This window comes from Solwaraspora sp. WMMB762 (assembly GCF_049179115.1).
In the GTDB taxonomy this organism is placed as follows: domain Bacteria; phylum Actinomycetota; class Actinomycetes; order Mycobacteriales; family Micromonosporaceae; genus Micromonospora_E.
On sequence record NZ_JBMHMD010000001.1, the window covers coordinates 3,499,527 to 3,519,171 of the forward strand.

The 19,645-nt window shown below is 73.1% G+C and carries 23 protein-coding genes; 12 read left to right on the forward strand and 11 right to left on the reverse strand.

The window, feature by feature from the left end:
* Positions 1-172: 172 nt before the first annotated feature.
* The 3 genes from ACN27J_RS15430 (at position 173) to ACN27J_RS15440 (ending at position 2,746) form a co-directional block, all read left to right on the forward strand.
* Complete coding sequence (locus ACN27J_RS15430) at positions 173-1,204, forward strand: LacI family DNA-binding transcriptional regulator (protein ID WP_421366971.1); 1,032 nt, start codon at positions 173-175, stop codon at positions 1,202-1,204.
* 96 nt (positions 1,205-1,300) lie between these two features.
* Positions 1,301-2,329, forward strand: coding sequence for an Rv2578c family radical SAM protein (locus ACN27J_RS15435; protein ID WP_421366974.1), 1,029 nt, complete (start codon positions 1,301-1,303; stop codon positions 2,327-2,329).
* Between the two features lie 9 nt (positions 2,330-2,338).
* On the forward strand, positions 2,339-2,746 hold the full coding sequence (locus ACN27J_RS15440; protein WP_278171584.1) for a CoA-binding protein: 408 nt from the start codon (positions 2,339-2,341) through the stop codon (positions 2,744-2,746).
* A gap of 5 nt (positions 2,747-2,751) precedes the next feature.
* Here ACN27J_RS15440 and ACN27J_RS15445 read toward each other — a convergent pair whose 3' ends face one another.
* Positions 2,752-3,702, reverse strand: a complete 951-nt coding sequence (locus tag ACN27J_RS15445) for an SDR family NAD(P)-dependent oxidoreductase (RefSeq protein ID WP_278171585.1) — start codon at positions 3,700-3,702, stop codon at positions 2,752-2,754.
* Positions 3,703-3,814: 112 nt separating this feature from the next.
* Here ACN27J_RS15445 and ACN27J_RS15450 point away from each other — a divergent pair, with 112 nt between their 5' ends.
* Both ACN27J_RS15450 and ACN27J_RS15455 read left to right on the forward strand, forming a co-directional pair.
* Complete coding sequence (locus ACN27J_RS15450) at positions 3,815-4,294, forward strand: DUF4190 domain-containing protein (protein ID WP_421366978.1); 480 nt, start codon at positions 3,815-3,817, stop codon at positions 4,292-4,294.
* Positions 4,295-4,324: 30 nt separating this feature from the next.
* On the forward strand, positions 4,325-4,804 hold the full coding sequence (locus tag ACN27J_RS15455; RefSeq protein ID WP_421366981.1) for a DUF4190 domain-containing protein: 480 nt from the start codon (positions 4,325-4,327) through the stop codon (positions 4,802-4,804).
* Between the two features lie 64 nt (positions 4,805-4,868).
* Here the strand turns inward: ACN27J_RS15455 and ACN27J_RS15460 are convergent, their stop codons facing one another.
* Positions 4,869-5,825 (reverse strand): DMT family transporter, encoded by a 957-nt coding sequence (locus tag ACN27J_RS15460; RefSeq protein ID WP_421366984.1) that lies wholly within the window; start codon positions 5,823-5,825, stop codon positions 4,869-4,871.
* A gap of 146 nt (positions 5,826-5,971) precedes the next feature.
* Between ACN27J_RS15460 and ACN27J_RS15465 the strand changes: the two genes are divergently transcribed.
* Positions 5,972-6,487: a hypothetical protein gene (locus tag ACN27J_RS15465; protein ID WP_421366987.1), complete on the forward strand. Its 516-nt coding sequence runs from the start codon at positions 5,972-5,974 to the stop codon at positions 6,485-6,487.
* 96 nt (positions 6,488-6,583) lie between these two features.
* Here the strand turns inward: ACN27J_RS15465 and ACN27J_RS15470 are convergent, their stop codons facing one another.
* Positions 6,584-7,480 (reverse strand): PhzF family phenazine biosynthesis protein, encoded by an 897-nt coding sequence (locus ACN27J_RS15470; RefSeq protein ID WP_421366990.1) that lies wholly within the window; start codon positions 7,478-7,480, stop codon positions 6,584-6,586.
* Between the two features lie 32 nt (positions 7,481-7,512).
* On the opposite strand from ACN27J_RS15470, the gene ACN27J_RS15475 reads away from it, so the two are divergent.
* Genes ACN27J_RS15475 through ACN27J_RS15485 form a run of 3 tightly spaced genes read left to right on the forward strand, consistent with a single transcriptional unit; the run spans position 7,513 to position 10,539 of the window.
* The gene (locus ACN27J_RS15475) at positions 7,513-8,778 is read left to right on the forward strand and encodes a magnesium transporter MgtE N-terminal domain-containing protein (RefSeq protein WP_278171595.1); all 1,266 of its coding nucleotides are present in this window, start codon (positions 7,513-7,515) and stop codon (positions 8,776-8,778) included.
* A complete protein-coding gene (locus ACN27J_RS15480) occupies positions 8,771-9,352 on the forward strand; it encodes a DUF1003 domain-containing protein (RefSeq protein WP_421366993.1) in 582 nt (193 codons plus the stop codon). The genes ACN27J_RS15475 and ACN27J_RS15480 overlap by 8 nt, the downstream gene beginning before the upstream one ends.
* Positions 9,353-9,390: 38 nt before the next feature.
* Complete coding sequence (locus ACN27J_RS15485) at positions 9,391-10,539, forward strand: Mrp/NBP35 family ATP-binding protein (RefSeq protein WP_421366996.1); 1,149 nt, start codon at positions 9,391-9,393, stop codon at positions 10,537-10,539.
* A gap of 36 nt (positions 10,540-10,575) precedes the next feature.
* Here ACN27J_RS15485 and ACN27J_RS15490 read toward each other — a convergent pair whose 3' ends face one another.
* Positions 10,576-11,058: a preprotein translocase subunit TatB gene (locus tag ACN27J_RS15490; RefSeq protein ID WP_421366999.1), complete on the reverse strand. Its 483-nt coding sequence runs from the start codon at positions 11,056-11,058 to the stop codon at positions 10,576-10,578.
* A 77-nt stretch (positions 11,059-11,135) separates the two neighbouring features.
* Positions 11,136-12,617, reverse strand: a complete 1,482-nt coding sequence (locus ACN27J_RS15495; protein ID WP_421367001.1) for a S1C family serine protease — start codon at positions 12,615-12,617, stop codon at positions 11,136-11,138.
* Between the two features lie 230 nt (positions 12,618-12,847).
* On the opposite strand from ACN27J_RS15495, the gene ACN27J_RS15500 reads away from it, so the two are divergent.
* On the forward strand, positions 12,848-13,420 hold the full coding sequence (locus tag ACN27J_RS15500) for an O-methyltransferase (protein ID WP_416597203.1): 573 nt from the start codon (positions 12,848-12,850) through the stop codon (positions 13,418-13,420).
* Positions 13,421-13,488: 68 nt separating this feature from the next.
* Here ACN27J_RS15500 and ACN27J_RS15505 read toward each other — a convergent pair whose 3' ends face one another.
* Positions 13,489-14,967, reverse strand: a complete 1,479-nt coding sequence (locus ACN27J_RS15505; RefSeq protein WP_421372261.1) for a leucyl aminopeptidase family protein — start codon at positions 14,965-14,967, stop codon at positions 13,489-13,491.
* Positions 14,968-15,207: 240 nt separating this feature from the next.
* Positions 15,208-15,375: a DUF3117 domain-containing protein gene (locus ACN27J_RS15510; RefSeq protein ID WP_007455245.1), complete on the reverse strand. Its 168-nt coding sequence runs from the start codon at positions 15,373-15,375 to the stop codon at positions 15,208-15,210.
* Positions 15,376-15,565: 190 nt separating this feature from the next.
* Here ACN27J_RS15510 and ACN27J_RS15515 point away from each other — a divergent pair, with 190 nt between their 5' ends.
* A complete protein-coding gene (locus ACN27J_RS15515) occupies positions 15,566-16,378 on the forward strand; it encodes a PaaX family transcriptional regulator C-terminal domain-containing protein (protein ID WP_278171601.1) in 813 nt (270 codons plus the stop codon).
* Between the two features lie 48 nt (positions 16,379-16,426).
* On the forward strand, positions 16,427-17,218 hold the full coding sequence (locus ACN27J_RS15520) for an enoyl-CoA hydratase-related protein (RefSeq protein ID WP_421367006.1): 792 nt from the start codon (positions 16,427-16,429) through the stop codon (positions 17,216-17,218).
* Between the two features lie 66 nt (positions 17,219-17,284).
* Here the strand turns inward: ACN27J_RS15520 and ACN27J_RS15525 are convergent, their stop codons facing one another.
* From ACN27J_RS15525 to ACN27J_RS15540, 4 genes are read right to left on the reverse strand one after another with little or no spacing between them, the layout of a single operon-like run.
* Positions 17,285-17,911, reverse strand: coding sequence for a hypothetical protein (locus ACN27J_RS15525; RefSeq protein ID WP_421367009.1), 627 nt, complete (start codon positions 17,909-17,911; stop codon positions 17,285-17,287).
* Between the two features lie 32 nt (positions 17,912-17,943).
* Positions 17,944-18,546, reverse strand: coding sequence for a DNA-3-methyladenine glycosylase I (locus ACN27J_RS15530; RefSeq protein ID WP_421367012.1), 603 nt, complete (start codon positions 18,544-18,546; stop codon positions 17,944-17,946).
* Positions 18,543-19,028: an SRPBCC family protein gene (locus ACN27J_RS15535; RefSeq protein WP_278171606.1), complete on the reverse strand. Its 486-nt coding sequence runs from the start codon at positions 19,026-19,028 to the stop codon at positions 18,543-18,545. The genes ACN27J_RS15530 and ACN27J_RS15535 overlap by 4 nt, the downstream gene beginning before the upstream one ends.
* Positions 19,025-19,579 carry a DivIVA domain-containing protein gene (locus tag ACN27J_RS15540; protein ID WP_421367015.1) on the reverse strand — a complete coding sequence of 185 codons (555 nt, stop codon included), beginning with the start codon at positions 19,577-19,579 and terminating at the stop codon, positions 19,025-19,027. Before ACN27J_RS15540 ends, ACN27J_RS15535 begins: the two co-directional genes overlap by 4 nt.
* Between the last annotated feature and the right edge of the window lie 66 nt (positions 19,580-19,645).

Genomic DNA, 19,645 nt, shown 5'->3' on the forward strand with positions numbered 1-19,645 from the left:
CTTTCCAGCGTACGCTACTGCCTCTCCGCAGCGTTCGGCAAGGGCTTTCCCGGCTCGCCACCGGCCAGTCACGCTATCCTCACCGCAAGCATTCCGGACCGCGCGCAATGCCGCGAGCATCCGGCCTGGCCGGCTCCCACTCCGCTGCGGGAGCCCGGGAAAGGAGCGGGTCGTGGCCACACTGGCCGATGTCGCGAAACGCGCCGGCGTGTCCCCGGCCACCGCCTCGCGGATCATCAACGGCAGCAGCAAACCGGTCACCGAAGCGCTGCGCGAACGGGTGCTGGCCGCGGTCGAGGAGCTGCAGTACGTCCCGAACGCCCACGCGCAGTCGCTGGCCCGGTCGCACCGCAGCGCGATCGGCGTCATCGTGCACGACGTGTCCGACCCGTACTTCGCGGAGATCACCCGCGGCCTGCAGCGGGTGGCGACCGAACACGGCCGGCTGGTGATCATCTGCAACAGCTACCGGGATCCGGACAGGGAGCTGCAGTACCTCGAGCTGCTCCGCGCCCATCAGGTGGCGGCGATCGTCCTCGCCGGATCCGGCTACCACGACGAGGCGTTCACCGCGACGCTCGCCGGCAAGCTGCGGGTGTACGAGCGCACCGGCGGACGGGTGGCGGTGATCGGTCGGCACGAGCACGCCGGCGACGCCGTGGTGCCGGACAACGAGATGGGCGGCTACCTGCTCGGCGCCGAGCTCTACTCCCTCGGGCACACCGACTTCGGGGTCGTCGCCGGGCCGAAGGTACTGACCACTACCACCGACCGGCTCGCCGGGCTGCGTCGGGCCGCCCGCGAACACGGCCAGAAGCTGCCGGCGCGGCGGGTGGCGTACGCCGACTTCGACCGGGCCAGTGGCGCCGCGACCGCGGCCAGCCTGCTGGACGCCGAGCCCGGGTTGACCGCGATCGCGGCGCTGAACGACTCGATGGCGATCGGCGTGCTGGCGTTGCTGCGCTCCCGCGGCATCGTCGTGCCCGACCAGTTCAGCGTGGTCGGCTTCGACGACATGCCGGTCGCCCGGGACGTGACGCCGGCGCTGACCACCGTACGGCTGCCGCTGGCCGAGATGGGCGCCCGGGCGATGACGCTGGCGCTGCAGCCGCCGGGCGGAGCACGCCCACCGCTCATCGAGGAGATCGGCGCCGAGCTCGTCCGCCGGGACAGCGCCGGGCCGCCCCGGACGGGTGTGATCTGACCGCCCGGACGGGTGTGATCCGGCCGGCGCGAACGGGTGTGATCCGGCCGGCGCGCCGACTTGCTCCGGCGTCGTACATATGTTCGAATGATGGCCATGCGTTGGGACACCTTGTCGGCTCCCCCCGACCAGCAGGTCCCTTCCGGGGCAGCGCCGGCGGCTCCGCCCCTGCCGCTGGCGCTGCCCGAGGCCGTGCAGCGCACCTTCGACACGCCCGGCTTCGCCGGGATGACCTTCTATGAGATTCACGCCCGGTCGATCATCAACCGGGTACGCGGCTCCGGCCGCGTCCCGTTCGAGTGGACCGTCAACCCGTACCGCGGCTGCGGCCACGCCTGCACGTACTGCTTCGCCCGCAACACCCACACCTACCTGGACCTCGACGCCGGCCTCGACTTCGACACGAAGATCGTCGTGAAGGTCAACGCCGCGGCACTGCTCCGCCGGGAGCTGGCCGCGCCCAGCTGGTCGGGCGGGCCGATCGCGATGGGCACCAACGTCGACTGCTACCAACGCGCCGAGGGACGCTACCGGCTGATGCCCGGGATCATCGACGCGCTGAGTGCCGCCGCCAATCCGTTCTCCATCCTCACCAAGGGCACGTTGATCCTGCGGGATCTGCCGCTGCTGCGCCGGGCCGCCCAGGTCACCCGGGTGAGCCTGGCCATGTCGGTCGGGTTCGTCGACGAGCCCCTGTGGCGGGCGGTCGAGCCCGGCGCGCCGAGCCCGGCCCGGCGGCTGGACGCCGTCCGCGCGTTGGCCGACGCCGGCTTCGACGTCGGGGTGCTGATGGCACCGATCCTGCCCGGGCTGACCGACGACGCGGAGTCGATCGAGGCCACCGTCGGCGCGATCGCCCGGGCCGGCGCGGTCAGCGTCACCCCGCTGCCGCTGCATCTGCGCCCCGGCGCCCGCGAGTGGTACGCCGCCTGGCTCGGCCGGACCCGCCCCGATCTCGTCCCGCGTTACCGGGCGCTGTTCCGCTCCGGGTCCTACCTGCCGCAGGCGTACCAGCGGGAGGTCGTGGGCCGGGTGCGGATGGCCGCCCGCCGGCACGGCCTGTCCCCCACCGGGCCGGGCGCCGCCCGGCGGCTCGACGAGGCGGGGGGTGCCACCGGGAACTAGGCTCGACGGGTGAGGACTCCGCAACAGATCCTGGCCGACGCGCAAACCATCGCCGTCGTCGGCGCGTCACGCGACCCGGCGAAGTCGGCGCACAGCGTGCCGGCGCAGCTCATCCGGTACGGCTGGCGGGTCATCCCGGTCAACCCGCACGTCGCCGAGATCTTCGGCCAGCCGACCTACCCGAGCCTCGCCGACCTCGACGTACCGGTCGATCTGGTCAACGTCTTCCGGCCGGTACCGGAGGCCGTCGAGGTGGTGCGTGCCGCGGTGCGGATCGGCGCCCCCGCCGTGTGGCTGCAGAGCGGGATCGCCTCGCCGGTCGCCCGCGACATCGCCGCCGCGGCCGGCATCGACTACGTCGAGGACCGGTGTACGGCCGTCGAACGGGCCCTCGGTGGCCTCACCCGGGCCGGCTGACCCGATCAGCGGTACTCGGCCTCCCGGACGCTGTTGCCACCGTCGACGACGAGCATCTGGCCGGTGATGTAGGAGGCGGCCGGCGAGCAGAAGAAGGCGATGGCGGCGGCCACCTCGTCTGGGGTGCCGGGACGGCCGATCGGCGTACCCATGCCCTGCTTGAGCTCGGTGACCGTCGACGCGGCCGTGTAGATCGTGCCCGGTGCGACCGCGTTGACGGTCACGCCGTCGGCCACCATCTCCATCGCCAGCGCCCGGGTGAGCCCGACCACGCCGGCCTTCGCGGCCGCGTACCCCGCCTCGGTGGGCAGCGCGTTGACCGGCCCGGCGGTGGCTGCCAGGTTGACGATCCGACCCCAGCCACGCTCCGACATCCCACCGATGAAGGCCCGGCTGCACAGGAACGCGGTGGTGAGGTTGCGGTCGATCTCCGCCCGCCACTCCTCGAAGGTGAGCTGGGCCACCGGCCGCAACACCTCCGGGCTGGCCCGACTGGCCAGTCCTGCGTTGTTGACCAGCACCTCCACGTCGCCCAACTGTTCGGACACTGCGTCCGCCAACGCGCCGACCTCGGCCTCGTCGGTGAGGTCCGCGACGAACCCGGTCGCGCCGAGCTCCGCCGCCCGCTCGTGGATCCGCCGGGTGGTGGAGACGATCGCCACCCGGGCACCGAGCTCGCCGAGCCTTCTGGCCGTGGCGTAGCCGATCCCGTCCGAGCTGCCGGCACCGGTCACCAGTGCGACCCGGCCGTCCAGACGCAACGTGCCGAGCTCAGGTGCCGGCCCGGCCGCACGGTCCGGAGCCGTCCGGTCCGAATCGGTTCCGTCCCGGTCCGGACTGGACGGGACGGCGGTTGACCGCTGGTCCGGTCCGGGGCGCAGGGTGGCGACCGGGGACGGGTGTGGGCCGGTGTCCTGTCCAGCGCTGCCGACCACGGCTCGTACGTCAGAAACCATGGGCTGATCCTGCCCGCTGGTGCCGTCGCGGGCAACGACGCTGCCCGTGAGCGGTTCGCCAGTACCGACTACTCTGATCGGGCGAACCCGCCCCGCAGAGAGACCACCGCCGATGAGCCAACCCCAGCAGCCGGGCAATTGGAGCGATCCGTCCTGGCCGAGCCACCAGTCGCCGGCCGGCTACCCGGCGACCGACCAGCAGCCAACCGGGTACGGCGTGCCCGGCCAGCCGCCGGCCGGCTATCCGGCGACCGGCTACCCGCCAGCCGGGTACGCCGCGCCGGGCTACCTGTATCCGCCGCCCGCCCCGATGCCGATGAACGGCCGGGCGATCGCCGCGCTGGTCCTCGGCGTCCTCGGCGTCCTCGGGCTGTGCGGCTACCTGGTACCCGGGTTGATCGGCATCGTCGGCGCGCTGCTCGGGCACTCCGCCCGGCGTCAGATCCGCACCGCGGCCGAGCAGGGTCGTCCGGAGCAGGGCGACGGGATGGCACTGGCCGGGATGATCACCGGCTGGATCGCGTTTGGCCTCGGGCTGGCCGGGGCGGTTCTCGTCACGGTCGCGATCGCGGCCAGCATCAGCCAGGGCTAGCAGCAGCCGGGCCCAAAGAAGGAGATCCGGGTGAAGGAGCCAGACGCCGGCGGCCAGATCCGCCCGCCATCGCCGCAGTCCCCGCAGACCGGTGCCGGGCCGGCACGGGCCGACGGGCAACCGCCGCGCGGCGAGCTACCGCCGCCGGGCCAGTACCCGCCGCCGGGCCAGTACCCGCCGCCGGGCTATCCGGCCGACGGATCCCAGTACGGCGGGTACCCGTACGGCTACGCCCCGCCGCAACCAACGAACGGCATGGCACTCGCGTCGTTCATCGTGTCGCTGGTCAGCCTGTTCAGCTGTCCGCTGCTCGGTGGGGTCGCGGTCTACCTCGGGCGCCGGTCCCGCGAGGAGATTCGCCGGACCGGCCAGCAGGGCGACGGGCTCGCCCAGGCCGGCGTGATCATCGGCTGGTGCGGGGTCGGCTTCGGGGTGCTGATGGCGCTGTTCATGGTGGTCTACTTCGGATTCATTATCACCATGCTCAACAGCAGCACGGCCGGCTTCTGAGCTTGGCGGCCGCGCCGTCGGGCAGCGGTCCGTCGGGCAGGGTGGTGCGCGGACGAGGTCCGGGTCAGGCCGGTGGACCGGCCTCGGGTGGCAGCGGCGGCGGCGTGCGGCTGCGGGTCCCGCCGAGTACGACCACCGCGACACCGACCAGCAACAGCCCGAGCCCGGGCAACGCGGCGGTACGGGGCACCTGGCCCAGCCACAGCCAGGCGATCAGCGCGGCACCGGGCACCTCCAGCAGGATGAGCACGCTAACCGTGGTCGCGGGGATCTTGTGCAGGGCGTAGCTGAACATCGAATGGCCGAGCAGTTGGGCGCCGACCACCAGGCCGAGCACCGCCAACCAGGCCGAGCCGGGGAACCCGGTCAGTTGGATCCCGCCGGCCAGGCAGACCACGAGCAGCACGGCGGCGCAGACCCCGTAACAGATCGTGGTGTACGTGGTGGTGCTGATCGTCTGCCTGGCCTGCTCGCCGAGCGCGGTGTAGCAGGCGGCGAAGACCGCCCCGGCCAGGGCCAGCAGGTCGCCGAGGACCGCCTGCGCGTCGAACCCGACGTCGGCCCCGGTGGCGAGCACCGCGCCGAGCACCGCGAGACCGATCCCGCCCCAGGTGACCAGCGGCAGTCGCCGGCCCTGAGCCAGGGCGATCAGGCCCTGCCAGACCGGCTGGGTAGCGACCAGCGCGGTGGCGGTCGCCACCGAGGTGAGCTGTGCGCTCGGCATCCAGGTACCGAAATGCGCGGCGAGCGCGACACCGGCCAACGCGCTCCAGCCGGCCTGGCTACGGCCGCCCGGTTGGGCCAGCAGCCGCAGCTCGGGCCGACGCCGGGCCAGTACGAAGGGCGCGACCGCACCGGTGGCCAGCACGTTGCGCCAGAAGGCGACGGCGAGGGCGGGCGCGGCGGCGAAGGCGATCAGCGGCGCCGAGGTGGACACGGCGAGTACGGCGATCGCGGTGGCACCGGTGGCGAGCAGTTCACCCCGGCCGCCCGGACCGGAGGGGTGGGCACCGGAGGACACGGGATCTGATCCTCACAGACCACCGACCGGGTCCGTGCACCGGGACCGCGTCGACCGGCCGGCAACAGACCGTCGACAGGCCAAGGCGTCATCTGCGGACCGGCTGCGGCGCGACACCGCGCCGGGACTACGGCAGGATGGTCGACATGACCGACCCAGCAGAGACCGGCGGGCCCACCCCCCTGGTCGACGAAGCCGGCAAGAAGGCCGCGGTCGCGTGGGTCTCGGTCGACGGCGCGCCCGCCCGCGCCCTGTGGTGCGTGCCGGCGGACGGCTCGCTGCACGTGGTGACCGGTACCGGCGAACAGTCCGCCGCCGGGCTGGCGGCCGGCGTACCGGCGACGGTGACGCTGCGGGGCGATCACGGCGGCCGGATCGTGTCCTGGCCCGCCGAGGTGACCCTGATCGAGCCGGCCGACCCCGGCTGGGAGTCGATCGCGGCCCAGGTGGCCGCCAAACGGCTGAACGCCCCGGGCAGCCCGGCTGACCTGGTGCGGCGGTGGGCCGACGAGTGCCAGCTGTACCGCCTGACCCCGGCCGGTCCGCCGGTGGCGGCCGGTGCGTCACTGCCGGACGGATCGCTCGCCGCGCCGCCCCGCCCCAGCACGGTCACCCGGCCGACCCGTCGTCCGTTCCGCCTGCACCGGGTCCGCCGACGCTGAAGCCCGCCAGGCCCACGCCAGGCCCACGCCAGGCCCACGCCAGGCCCACGCCGGGCCGCGATCCGGACAACCGGGCGGCCCACGCCGGGTCGACGGTCAGCCGACGAACGGCGGTACGGCGATCTGCCCGCTGGCTATCGGCACCACCTGACCGGCGACGGTGGCGCTCCGCGCCCGGCCGCCCAGCGCGGTCACCGTACAGTCCAACATCGATGGACGGCCCAGCTCGGCACCCTGCCGGACGAGATACCGTGACTGGCCGTTGGGCGGCAGCAGACCGCTGCCCACTGCCCAGACGCCGAGGCCGAGGGCGGCGGACCCGGTAGCCGGGTCCTCGGTCACCCCGGCTCCCGGGCAGAAGACCCGGCAGTGCGCCGTCGGCCGCTCCGGTTCCCCCGCCGGGGAGCCGGCCATCGTCCAGGTCAGCACGCTGACCATCCCGACGCCGCCCCGGGCCGCGGCCGCCGCGTCCAGCCTGGCCCGGGCCAGAGCATCGGGACGTACGCACAGGTAGTCGAACTCCAGACCACAGCCGGCCCGGCGGGGTGCCGGACCGGTGTGATCCTGCGCGGTCAGGCCGACCGCGGCCAGCAGCGGGGCCGGGTCCACCGGCGCCCCGAGAGTCGGCTCGCCGCCGCGCAGTGTGGCGTACCCGTGCTCGGTCAGCTCGACCGGTAGCAACCCGGCACCGCACTGCTGGGTCACCATCCCGGCTTTCACCAGGCCTCGCCGGCCGGCGGTGACCGCCGCGCCGATGCTCGGATGCCCGGCGAACGGTAGTTCCTTCTCCGGTGTGAAGATCCTCACCCGGTAGCTGGCGTCCGGGGTGCCGGGCGGTAGGACGAACACCGTCTCGGACAGGTTGAACTCCCGCGCGATCGACTGCATCTGGTCGACGGCCAGCGCATCGGCACCGAACACCACGGCGAGCGGATTCCCGGTGAACGGCCGGTCGGTGAAGACGTCGACGATCTCGTACCCGAGGCTGGACATGAAACAAACCCTACGGCCCGTACGCTGTGGCCGTGACTACGGCGACCAGGGTGTACGTCGCCCGGCTTGCCGGGCTCGCCGTCTTCGACCCCAACGGCGACCAGGTCGGGCGGGTCCGGGACGCGGTGGTACGGCTGCGGACCACCAACCGGCCACCTCAGGTGGTCGGACTGGTGGCGGAGATGCCGATGCGTCGGCGGATCTTCCTGCCGATGGGCCGGGTCACCGCGATCGACCCGGAGTCGGTGCTGCTCAGCACCGGCACCCTGAACCTGCGGCGGTTCGAGAAGCGGCCGAACGAGTTGCTGGTGCTGGAGGACCTGCTGGACCGGCGGGTCCGTTTCGACCCGGAGGACCAGCCCGGTTCGGTGGTGGACGTCGCTATGGAGGCGAACCGGGTCGGCGAGTGGTCGTTGACCCGGGTCGCGGTCCGGGAGATCACCGGGCGGCTGACCCGACGCGGTCACCTGCACCAGCTCGACTGGCACCGGGTGCGCGGGCTGATCGGGCTGCCGGACACCCAGGGCACGGCCGGGCTGCTCTCCGTACTCGACCAGATGCGCGCGGCGGACCTGGCGAACGCCCTGCAGGATCTGCCGGACAGCCGGCGGCAGGAGATCGCCGCAGCGCTGGACGACGAACGGCTCGCCGACGTACTGGAGGAGTTGCCCGAACACGACCAGGTGTCGATCCTGACCGCGCTGGACCGGGAACGCGCCGCCGACGTACTGGAGGAGATGGACCCGGACGACGCGGCCGACCTGTTGGCCGAGTTGCCGCCGCCGGAGCAGGACGTGCTGCTGGACCTGATGGAGCCGGACGAAGCGGACTCGGTACGCCAGCTGCTGCAGTACCAGGCGGGGACCGCCGGTAGCGTGATGACCTCCGAGCCGGTCATCCTGACCCCGGACGCCACGGTCGCCGAGGCGCTGGCCCGGATCCGGGAGCCGCAGCTGCCGCCGGCGATCGCCGCACAGGTCTTCGTGGCGCGGGCACCGATGGCCACCCCGACCGGTAAGTACCTGGGTGTGGTGCACTTCCAGCGGCTGCTGCGGGAGCCGCCGGCGGAGCTGCTCGGCGGAGTGGTGGACAGCGGTATCGACCCGTTGCAGCCGGAGACTCCGCTGTTGGAGATCACCCGCCGGATGGCCACCTACGACCTGGTCGCGATGCCGGTGGTCGACCCGGCGAACCGGCTGGTCGGCGCGGTGACCGTGGACGACGTGCTGGACCACTCGCTGCCGCCGGACTGGCGGGACCGGGACACACCGCTGGAGGGTGGGGACGGGCATGGCTGACCTGCGCCGGAGCACCGGCCGGCTGGACCAGCCCCGCGAACCGGGACGGATCTCGCTGCCCCGCTACGACCCGGAGGCGTTCGGACAGTGGGCCGAGGCGATCGCCCGGTTCATGGGTACCGCCCGGTTCCTCGTCTACATGACCGTGGCGGTGGTCGGCTGGATCGCCTGGAACACCCTCGCCCCGGTGAGTCTGCGCTTCGACCCGTACACCTTCACGTTCCTGACCCTGTTGCTGTCGGTGCAGGCGTCGTACGCGGCGCCGCTGATCCTGCTGGCGCAGAACCGGCAGGCGGACCGGGACCGGCTCTCCCTGGATGAGGACCGGCGGCGGGCGGCGATGCAGAAGGCGGACACCGAGTACCTTGCCCGGGAGATCGCGTCGCTGCGGGTGGCGGTCGGTGAGGTGGCCACCCGGGACTTCCTGCGGTCGGAGCTGAGCCGGCTGGCCGAGGAGCTCGACGAGCAGGCGTACCGCCGGCACCGGCTGGACCGCCGCCCGGTGGAGGGGCCTCAGCCGCCGGACAGCCGACCGAATCTGCCGTCGAAGGGACCGCGGCCGCCCGGACAGTGAGCGGCGGTGACCTGCACACGCGACGTAGCATGGCGAGCATGTCCGCACCGACCAGCACCGTCAACGATGCCATCAACGCCGCCCTGGCCACGGTCAACGACCCGGAGATCCGCCGCCCCATCACCGAGCTCGGCATGGTGCGCTCCGCGACGGTCGACGACGCCGGCCGGGTACGGGTCGAGCTGCTGCTGACGGTCGCCGGCTGCCCGTTGAAGGACAAACTTCGCACCGACATCACCGAGGCGGTGACCCGGGTGCCCGGCGTCACCGGGGTGGACGTCGACTTCGGTGTGATGAGCCCGGAGCAGCGCAAGTCGCTGCAGGAGCAGCTGCGCGGCGGTTCCGCCGGCGCCGAACCGGTCATCCCGTTCGCCCAGCCCGGGTCCCGCACCCGGGTGTACGCGGTGGCCAGCGGCAAGGGTGGGGTCGGCAAGTCCAGCGTGACGGTGAACCTGGCGGCCGCGCTCGCCGCGCGCGGGCTGTCGGTCGGGGTGATCGACGCCGACATCTACGGACATTCGGTGCCCCGGATGCTCGGTGCGGAAGGACGGCCGACCCGGGTCGAGGAAATGATCATGCCGCCGCAGTCGCACGGCGTGAAGGTCATCTCGATCGGCATGTTCACCGCCGGCAACGCGGCGGTGGTCTGGCGTGGGCCGATGCTGCACCGGGCGCTGCAGCAGTTCCTCGCCGACGTTTACTGGGGCGACCTGGACGTACTGCTGCTGGACCTGCCGCCGGGCACCGGGGACGTGGCGATCTCCCTGGCCCAGCTGCTGCCCAACGCCGAGATCCTGGTGGTGACCACGCCGCAGGCTGCCGCCGCCGAGGTGGCCGAACGGGCCGGTGCCATCGCTCTGCAGACCCACCAGCGGCTGGTCGGGGTGGTGGAGAACATGTCCTGGCTGGAGCTGCCCACCGGGGAGCGGATGGAGATTTTCGGCAGCGGCGGCGGCGGCACTGTCGCCGAGTCGCTGACCCGCACCGTCGGTGCCCAGGTGCCGCTGCTCGGCCAGATTCCGCTGGACACCCGGGTGCGGGAGACCGGTGACCGCGGCACCCCGATCGTGCTGGCCGATCCACAGGCCCCGGCGGCCCGGGCCCTCGACGCGGTCGCCGACCTGCTCGCGGTCCGCCGCGAGTCGCTGCTGGGCAAGCCCTTGGGTCTGCGGCCGTCCGCCGGCTGACCCGTCAGGTGGCGTCCGGCTAATAACCGATAACCGTCAGGTGGCGTCGGCGTCCAACGGCTTGGGCGGGACGGCGGCCGGGCTGGTCCCGGCGGCCAGGCCGGTATCGGCGGCCGGGCTGGTCGGGACAGCCGACCTGCTGGCGCCACCGGTCACCGTCGTCGGCTTCGCGGCGGACTTCAGATCGGCCGCGTCGGCGACCTCACGCAGCTCGTCGCGGACCCCGCTGACGTCGGAACGCAGGTCGTCGTAGACGCCCTGCAACGGCTTGCGCAGCGCGGCCTCGTCCTCCTCGCTGAGCAGGTGTTTGCGGATGAACGCCTTGGGGTGCAGGTCCTCGAGCTGGATGTCGGTGCCCAGTTCACGGCTGAGGTCGGAGGTCGCGTTGCGGGCCATGTTGCGCAGGTTGCGCAGCATCCGCAGGCCGTCGGAGATGACCTGCGGCAACCGGTCACCGAAGATCAACAAAGCGAGCAGCAGGAGCAGACCGATCTCCCACCAGTTCAGGTTGTCGAACATGCTCCGGGCCTCCCTGTGCCGCCGTCGAAGGCAAGGGTACGCACGTCACCAGCCGGTCCGGGAGGGCCGACCGGATGTTACTTGGCGTCGGCGGCCAAGGTCACCGAGGCCGACCTGGCCTCGCTGCCCCGGCGGTAGTCGACCGTCACGACCGACCCGGGGGCGTACTTGCGCACCAACGCGATCAGGTCGGTCGCCTGGTCCAGGGGCCGACCGTCGATCCGCAGCACCACGTCCCCGGCCCGCAGGCCGGCGGCGTCCGCCGGCCCGCCGTCGACCACCTCACTGAGCCGGACACCGGCACCGGGGGTACGGGCGGCGTCGGTCACCTGAGCACCGAAGATCGTCCGCCGGGCCGTGCCGGTGTCGATGATCTCCTGGGTGATCCGCTTCGCGTGGTTGATCGGGATGGCGAAGGCGAGACCGATGTTGCCGGCCGTCTCCTCGTCGGCGGCCAGCGACTTGATCACCGAGTTGACACCGATCACCCGGCCGGCGGCGTCCACCAGCGGGCCGCCCGAGTTGCCCTGGTTCACCGCCGCATCGGTCTGGATCGCCGCGTAGTAGCGCACCTGGCCGCCGGGCTCACCGGCCTGGATGGTGCGGTCGAGAGCGCTGACGATCCCCGAGGTGACCGTGTTGGTCAACGCGAGCGGCGAGCCGAAGGCAAGCACCGGATCGCCGACCGCGATCGCCTCGGAGTCGCCGAACTCGACCGGCGTCAGCCCGGTCCGGTCGACCTTGATCACCGCCACGTCCGATTCCGGCTCCTGGCCGACGATCGAGGCTCGCGCGGTCGAGCCGTCGTTGAACAGCACCATCGCCTCCTCGGCCCCCACCCCGACCACATGGTCATTGGTGATCACATAGCCGTCGGCGGTGGCGACGAAGCCGGAGCCGACGCTCTGCCCGCCCGGCCCGCTCACCTGCACGGTCACCACGCTCGGCAGGACCCGTTGGGCCACCCCGGCCAGCGAGTCGGCCGGCCGCTGCGCCGCCCCGGGCGGATCGGCCGGCGCGCCGCCGAGCACGGTCCCGGCCCCGGCCACGCCGCCTCGGACCGCAAAGGCGAACCCCAGGGCACCGCCGAGGCTTCCGGCGAGCAGCGCGGCGATCACCGAGACGACCACGTACGGCATGAACCCACGGCGTACCGCCGGCTCCGGTTCGACGACCGGTTCCGGACCATCGCCGGTGCCGGCAGCACCCGGCGGTACGTCGACCACCACTGCGGCCGGCGCGTACGGATCACGCCAGGGATCCCGCAGCGCGTCCGACCACCACGGCGACGGCTGCGCCGACGCGCCGTACGACGGCGAACCGGCCGATGGTCGGTGCACCGGTACCGAAGGACCGTACGACGGCGGGTAGGGCGGCGGACCGGCCACCGGTGGGTATGGCGGGGCCGGTGCGGGGCCGTACGGCCCGGCCCACCCGCCGACCGGCGGCTGGTGCCCCGGCGGTGCGATCCCGTCGGCCTGGCGCCAGTTTCCGCCGTCGGTCACGGTTGCCTCCCAGTCCATCCCCCAGCGCGACGGCACCGGTCCGATCGGCGACATCGCTCCGCGTCCAGGATTGCACGGATAATCGAAGAACATTCAGTGGTCGCCGAAGAGCGGGGTGCCCCGGTGCCCGCCCAGCCGGTCGACCAGCGGCGCTCTAGGCTCGTACCGGCAACCGCCGCCCGACCCCCCGCTGGAGGTGCGCCATCCACCCGGTCACCCGACCCCCTGCCTGGACGGCGCCCCAGGCCCTCCAGTTCGTCACCGGGTACGCCGCCGAGGACCTGGTGCTGCGTACCGCCCGTAGCCTGGCCGAGGAGGTCGGGCTGCGCCCGGTCTCGCCGGACGCCGGCGCGACGCTGCGGCTGCTCGCCGCTGCCGGCAACGCACGCGCTGTCGTCGAGATCGGCACCGGGACCGGGGTGAGCGGCGTGTGGCTGCTGCGCGGGATGCGCCCCGACGGGGTACTGACCACGATTGACGTGGAGAACGAGCACCAGCGGATGGCCCGGCGGATCTTCGTCGAGGCCGGCTACCCGACGTCGCGGACCCGGATCATCACCGGCCGGGCGCTCGACGTGCTCCCCCGGCTGGCCGACTCGGTGTACGACATGGTCTTCGTCGACGGTGACAGCGCCGAGTTCGGCGCGATCGTCGACGCGGCGCTGCGGCTGCTGCGCCCCGGCGGCATCCTGGCGGTACACGGGGCGCTTGCCGGTGGCCGGATCGGCGACCCGGCGGCGCGCGACCCCGACACGGTCGCCATCCGCGAACTGGTCAAGTCGATCCGGGAAGCCGAGGAGTGGGTGCCGGCGCTGCTGCCGGCCGGCGACGGGCTGCTGGCGGCGGTACGGCGCTGACCTGGAATACAGCTCTGACCTGAGGTACGGCGCCGCGCTGGGGTACGGCACCGGCCCTCGGCCGGCCGTCATGCGGCCGCGTCGAGCGCGGTCAGCCAGCGCACCAGCGTCCGTACCCCCCAGCCGGTGGCGCCCCGGGTCAGCTCGGCGTGGTCGTCGTCGGACCAGGCCGGGGCGGACATGTCGTAGTGTGCCCAGCGGTCGCGCAACGGCCCGGTGAACTCGCGCAGATAGAGCGCGGCCACCACCGAGCCGGCCCCCCGGTCCGGGGCGCTGAACAGGTCGGCGATCTCGCTACCCAGGTACTCGACGTAGTCGGCGTGCAGCGGCATCCGCCACGCCCCCTCGCCGGCCGCTGCCGAGGCGTCGAGCAGCGCTCCGGCCAGGTCGTCGTCTTCGCTGTACAGCGCGGCGGTACGCCGGCCCAGGGCGATGGCGTTCGCGCCGGTGAGGGTGGCCAGGTCGACCAGATAGTCCGGGGTGAACCTGCTGACCGCATAGCTGATCGCGTCGGCCAGCACCAGCCGGCCCTCGGCGTCGGAGTTGGTGGTCTCGCTGGTCCACCCGCCGTAGTGCCGCACCACGTCACCCGGGCGGAACGCCGCCCCGCTGACCATGTTCTCGGCGAGCGGAACCAGCACGGTCAGCCGGACCGGCAGATCCAGGTCGGCGGCGGCGACGGCGGTGGCGACCACCGCGGCGGCCCCGCCCATGTCCTTGCGCATCAGCTTCATCCCGTCCACCGGCTTGATCGAGATCCCGCCGGTGTCGAACGTGATGCCCTTGCCGGCGAGCACCACGTGCCGCCCGGCGTGCGGCGGGGACCAGTCGATCTCCACCAGGCGGGGGCCCGCCGCCGAACCGCCGCCGACCGCCAGCAGCGCGCCGAACCCCTCGGCGGCCAGTTCCGCCGGGCCGCGTACCGAGACGGTCAGCCCGGACCGGTCGGCCGCCGCGGCGGCGACCTGCTCGGCGAACCAGGCCGGGTTCTTGACCGAGGACGGCATGTTGGTCAGGTCCCGGGCCAGGCAGGTGGCGGCGGCGGTCGCCCGGGCGTACCGCAACGCCTGTTCGGCCGCCCGGGTGGGCGGATGGGCGAGCAGCACCACCGGCAGCCTGTCGTGCGCCTCGTCGGTGTCTGCGGCCGGTCGGGACTCGCCCGGCGCGGCCGGTCGGGACTCGCCCGGCGCGGTGAACCGGTAGCCGGCCAGCCAGCAACCTTCGGCGAACCCGCGGATCGCCGCCGGGCCCGCCGGCGGTGGTACGGCGACCAGGCACGGCCCGGCGACCGGTTGGGCGGCGGCCGGCCCGGCGACCGGTTGGGCAGCCCGGCGCAGCAGCCCGCCGACAGCCGCGCCCGCCGCCCGCCAGCCGGCCTCGTCTGCCGCGCCGATCCCGACCAGAATCACCTGGTACGGCGAGTGCCGGGGCCGGTGCAGGACCTGCATCTCGCCGGCGCTGCCGTCGTGCCCGGTGCGGGTCAGCAACTCGGCGGCCGACTCGGCGAGTTCCGCGCGGTCGCCGTCGAGCGCCAACTGGTCGGGCAGTGGTCCGAGCCGTGCGCCGGCCGACCCGGGGTCCGGCTCGACGGGCAGGACGATGGTGCCGGCGGCGGTGGTCTCCGCCAGCAGACGGATGGCGAACACGCCGGGGTTACCTCCAGGTACGGGATTGGGTGCTGCCCACGGCGTACCGAGTCCGCCGACCCGGCGGGGGCCGGGTCGGCGGACTCGTCAACCGTCGCTATGTCGACCCGTGGGCCAGCGTCGCCCCCGGGTCCGGCTCGATCAGCCTGCGGCGGCCTTCAGCGCATCACCGAGCGCGTTGGCCTCGTCCGGTGTCATCTCGACGACGAGTCGACCCCCACCCTCCAGCGGAACCCGCATGACGATGCCCCGGCCCTCCTTGGTGACCTCCAGCGGACCGTCGCCCGTCCGCGGCTTCATCGCCGCCATGTTGTCTCCCCTCAGACTTGCCCCAGGGCCGCTGGGGAGCACCCCAGCCACCTCGTAAGTCTCACCGCATCCCACTGCCACGGTGCCGACCAACGATTTTCCCTGATGAACACCGCCGGACCCAAACCGAGGCCACAATGCTGTGACAGCGTCTAGCTTATCTTGAAGTGGGCTGTCACAATGTGCGGTCATGCAGGCACGGTCGGCGCTCTTCGACCTGTTCGGTGACCATCTTCGGCCACGAGGTGGTCGCGCGCCCGTTGCTGCCCTGGTCAAGCTGCTGGCCCCGCTCGGGATCGCGCCGCCCGCCGTACGCACCGCCGTCTCCCGGATGGTCCGGCAGGGATGGCTGCAACCGTCTCGGCTGGCCGCTGGCCCGGGCTATCTGCTGACCCCGAAAGCCGCCCGACGGCTGGACGAGGCGGCCGCCCGGATCTACCGCACCGGCAGGATCAGCTGGGACGGCAAGTTCGACCTGCTGGTGCTCGACCCACCCGGCGGGCGGCGGGACCGGCAACGGCTGTGTGCCAACCTGAGCTACCTCGGCTACGGAATGCTGGACGAGCACACCTGGGTGGCGACCCGGGCCGCCGGCGAGGTCGACGGCATGCTGACCGAGGCCGGCGTACGGTTCGAGCGGTTCACCGCCGCGCACGCCGCCGGCACCGCCGGGGCCGCCGCGCTGGTCCGCCGCGCCTGGGATCTGACCGAGATCGGACAGGCCTACGAGCGGTTCGTCGCCGGGCAGCGACCAAAGTTGGCCAAGGTGACCGTACGCAGCGACGACGAGGAGGCGTACGCCGCCCGGTTCCAGTTGGTCCACGCCTGGCGCGGGTTTCTGTTCCGGGATCCGCAACTCCCCCCGGCGCTGCTGCCGGAACGCTGGCCTGGGACGAGCGCGGCGACCTTCTTCGACCGGCACGCCACCCGGCTGCGCCCGGCCGCCGACCGGTACGTCGACAAGTGCCTGGAGCTCGGCCAGCGCGACGGCGGCCCGCGCTGAGCCGCACCGACGCAAACTCCAGCCAGCCTAACGAAAGGGGCGTCCGAGGTGACCGAGGCACTGATCATCGACCGTCGGGGTGCGGTCGTCACGTTGACCCTGAACCGACCTGACTCGCTCAACTCGCTGAACGTCGAGCTCAAGGAGGCGCTGCGCGACGCGCTGGCCGAGGTGGAGACCGACCCCGGCTGCCGGGCGGTGGTGCTGACCGGCGCCGGACGGGCCTTCTGCGTGGGGCAGGACCTGCGCGAACACGTCGAGACGCTGGAATCCGGGACGGCTGAGCCGCTGGACACCGTACGGGAGCACTACAACCCGATCGCCACCCGGCTCGCCGGGCTGTCCAAGCCGGTGGTCGCCGCGGTCCGCGGCGCGGCGGCCGGTGCCGGCGCCTCGCTGGCCATGCTGGCCGATCTGCGGATCGGTGGGCCACGGACCAGCTTCCTGATGGCGTTCGCCAACGTCGGGCTGGCGATGGACACCGGCGCCTCGTGGGCGTTGCCCCGGCTGGTCGGCTACCCGAAGGCGACCGAACTGCTGCTGCTGGCACAGCCGGTGCCGGCCGCCGAGGCACACCGGATCGGACTGCTCAACCAACTGGTCGACGACGACGAGCAGATCCTGCCGGTAGCCCACGAACTCGCCGAACGGTTGGCGGCCGGGCCGACCGTCGCGTACGGGGCGATCAAGCGGGCGCTGTCCATCGGCGCTTCCGGTTCGCTGGCCGACGCGCTGGCTGCGGAGACGCAGGCCCAGTCGATCTGTGGTGCCACCACCGACCACCGGCAGGCGACAGCGGCGTTCGTCGCCAAGCAGCGGCCGGTGTTCGACGGGCGCTGAAGCCGGCACGGCCTGACCAGGAGCCGCGTGACCAGGAGCCGCGTCCCGCTGACCGGGCCGCAGCCGTCAGTCGTCCTCCTCCGGGTCCTGGTTGGCCTCGGCACCGAGCACGAACGCCTGCATGGCCAGCTCGTTGCCGCTCGGATAGACGAAGGCCGGCAGTTCGCGGGGGCCGAGCTCACGCACGTACGACCAGAACAGCCGGACCGCCTCCGCCGCCGTCGGTGCCTCGATCGGCAGGTCGAGGCTGACCAGCCAGGCACGACGGTCACCGGCCGGGGCGAGCCGGCTGGCCAACGACCGGTAGGTGGCCACGTCCACCGGGGTCACCGCCCCGGTCAGCCGCAGGGCGGCCGCCGGCACCGGCTCGTCAAAGGCCCGGCAGGTGTAGTGCACCACCAGCGGTTCCGGCTCGGCCGCCCGGGTCTCCCCGCCCTCGACGCCGCCGGCGGCGCCACCGATCCGGCCGAGCGCGACGACGAACCGGGGGTCGCCGTCGGTGACGACCAGCACTGGCGCGCCGTACGGTGGCCGGGGGTCACCATCGAGGCCGGTCACCTCCAGCGTGTCGTGGTGGAACAGCCGCTCCGCCTCGTAGCGCTGGGCCGGGATGACCACCGCCCAGGCGACGGTGCCGGGCCGGGTCGGGTCGGGCGTCGCGGGCTGATCGTCGAGCTGGCTGATCTCGCGCATGCTCCTATCTCATCACGACGCGGGGCGGCGGATCACCGGACCACGACCGGACCGCCGGGCCGCGTCGACGGCGGCACGTGGCAGCCGGCGACATGGTCGTCGACCATCCCGGTCGCCTGCATCAACGCGTACGCGGTGGTGGGTCCGACAAACCGGAGGCCGTGCCGTTTGAGCGCCCGGGCCAGCGCGGTCGACTCGGCGGTGACCGCTGGCACCTGGTCCATCGAGGCGAGCCGGGCGGACCGGGGCGGCGGGGCGTGTCGCCAGAGCAGCTCGGACAGGCCGGTGGGCAGGTCGAGCACGGCCCGCGCGTTCGACACGGCGGCCTCGATCTTGGCCCGGTTGCGGACGATGCCTGCGTCGGCGAGCAGCCGCTCGACGTCGGCCGGGCCGTACCCGGCGACTTTCTCGATCCGGAAACCCTCGAAGGCAGCCCGGAACGCCTCCCGCTTGCGCAGGATCGTCAGCCAGGACAGACCGGACTGGAAGGCTTCCAGGGTCAGCCGTTCGTACAGCGCGTCGTCGTCGCGGACCGGTCGGCCCCACTCCTGGTCGTGATACCGGCGGTAGTCCGCCGAACCGGCGCTCCAGCCGCACCGGGCCAGGCCGTCTGCCCCGACGCTCAGCCCGGTCACGGCAGTGCCCCGGTCTCGACCAGCCGGCCGAACTTCTTCAACGCCTGGGTCAGGCTCACCTTGGATCCGGGCCAGAGCAACGGCCAGGCCATCCGGCCCGCGACGCCGCCGGGCAGGTGGAACCACTCGTGCCAGACGACCTGGGTGCGGTCGTGGTCCATCTGGGTGCAGCGCAGCACCCCCGGGCCACGCAGCAGGGTGCCGCAGTGCACCACCCGGACCTCGTAGGGAGCGTCGACCCGGACGACCCGCATCTCGTCGCGCAACGCCACCGGACCGACCGCGGTGACCGCCGCGATCAGGCTGCCCTCGCCGCCGTCGCCCGAGACGACCTTCACGTCGGTGAAGGGAATCCACTCGGACTGCCGCTCCCAGGCGGTGAAGGCGGCGAAGACCCGTTCGGCTGGGGCCTGGATGATGACCGTCGCGGTCACCTCTCCGGCTCCGGGGGTGCCGGCGGCAGCCTCGTTCGGACCACTCACCTGGCAGCACCGTCCGCCGGGCGGACCTCCGGCCCGGCGGCTGCGTCGGCCGTGGGCGACGGGCCGGACTCCGACCCGTCGGCAGGCCCGGGCTCCAGCCCGTCGGCAGGCCCGGACTCCAGCCCGTCGGCAGGCCCGGACTCGGTCGCGGAGGCGCCGGCCACCGGAGTCCCCGCCAGGTCGGCGGCCGGCACGAGGGCCGCGTCCCGGGCCCGCCGCAACTGGTCGGCGTCCTCGGTACGCCCCTCCCGCAGCGCGGCCACCTCGGCCTGCAGCACCTCGATCAACTCGTCCTTGTACCCGATGTCGTACGCCGCCCGGCGCAGTGCCTGGTCGACCTGCGCCATCCGGTACCCGCGCAGGGCGGTGTCGAACCGGACCTGGCTGACGTCGTGCTCCAGCAACGGCCGGGTGCCGGGCAGCGGGACCGCCCGCCCGTCCGGCTCGACCGGGACCAGCCCCGGGTCGTTGCCGGTGACGAGCACGGTGACCCCGAAGACGACTGCGGCGACGGTCAACGCGGCGACCAGAACGAGGAGAAACTGATCCATGACCGAATCGTGGCATGCCGGCGCGGCGAGGGCGACCCCCTGCGGCGCGTCGCCGGTCGGCGGCGG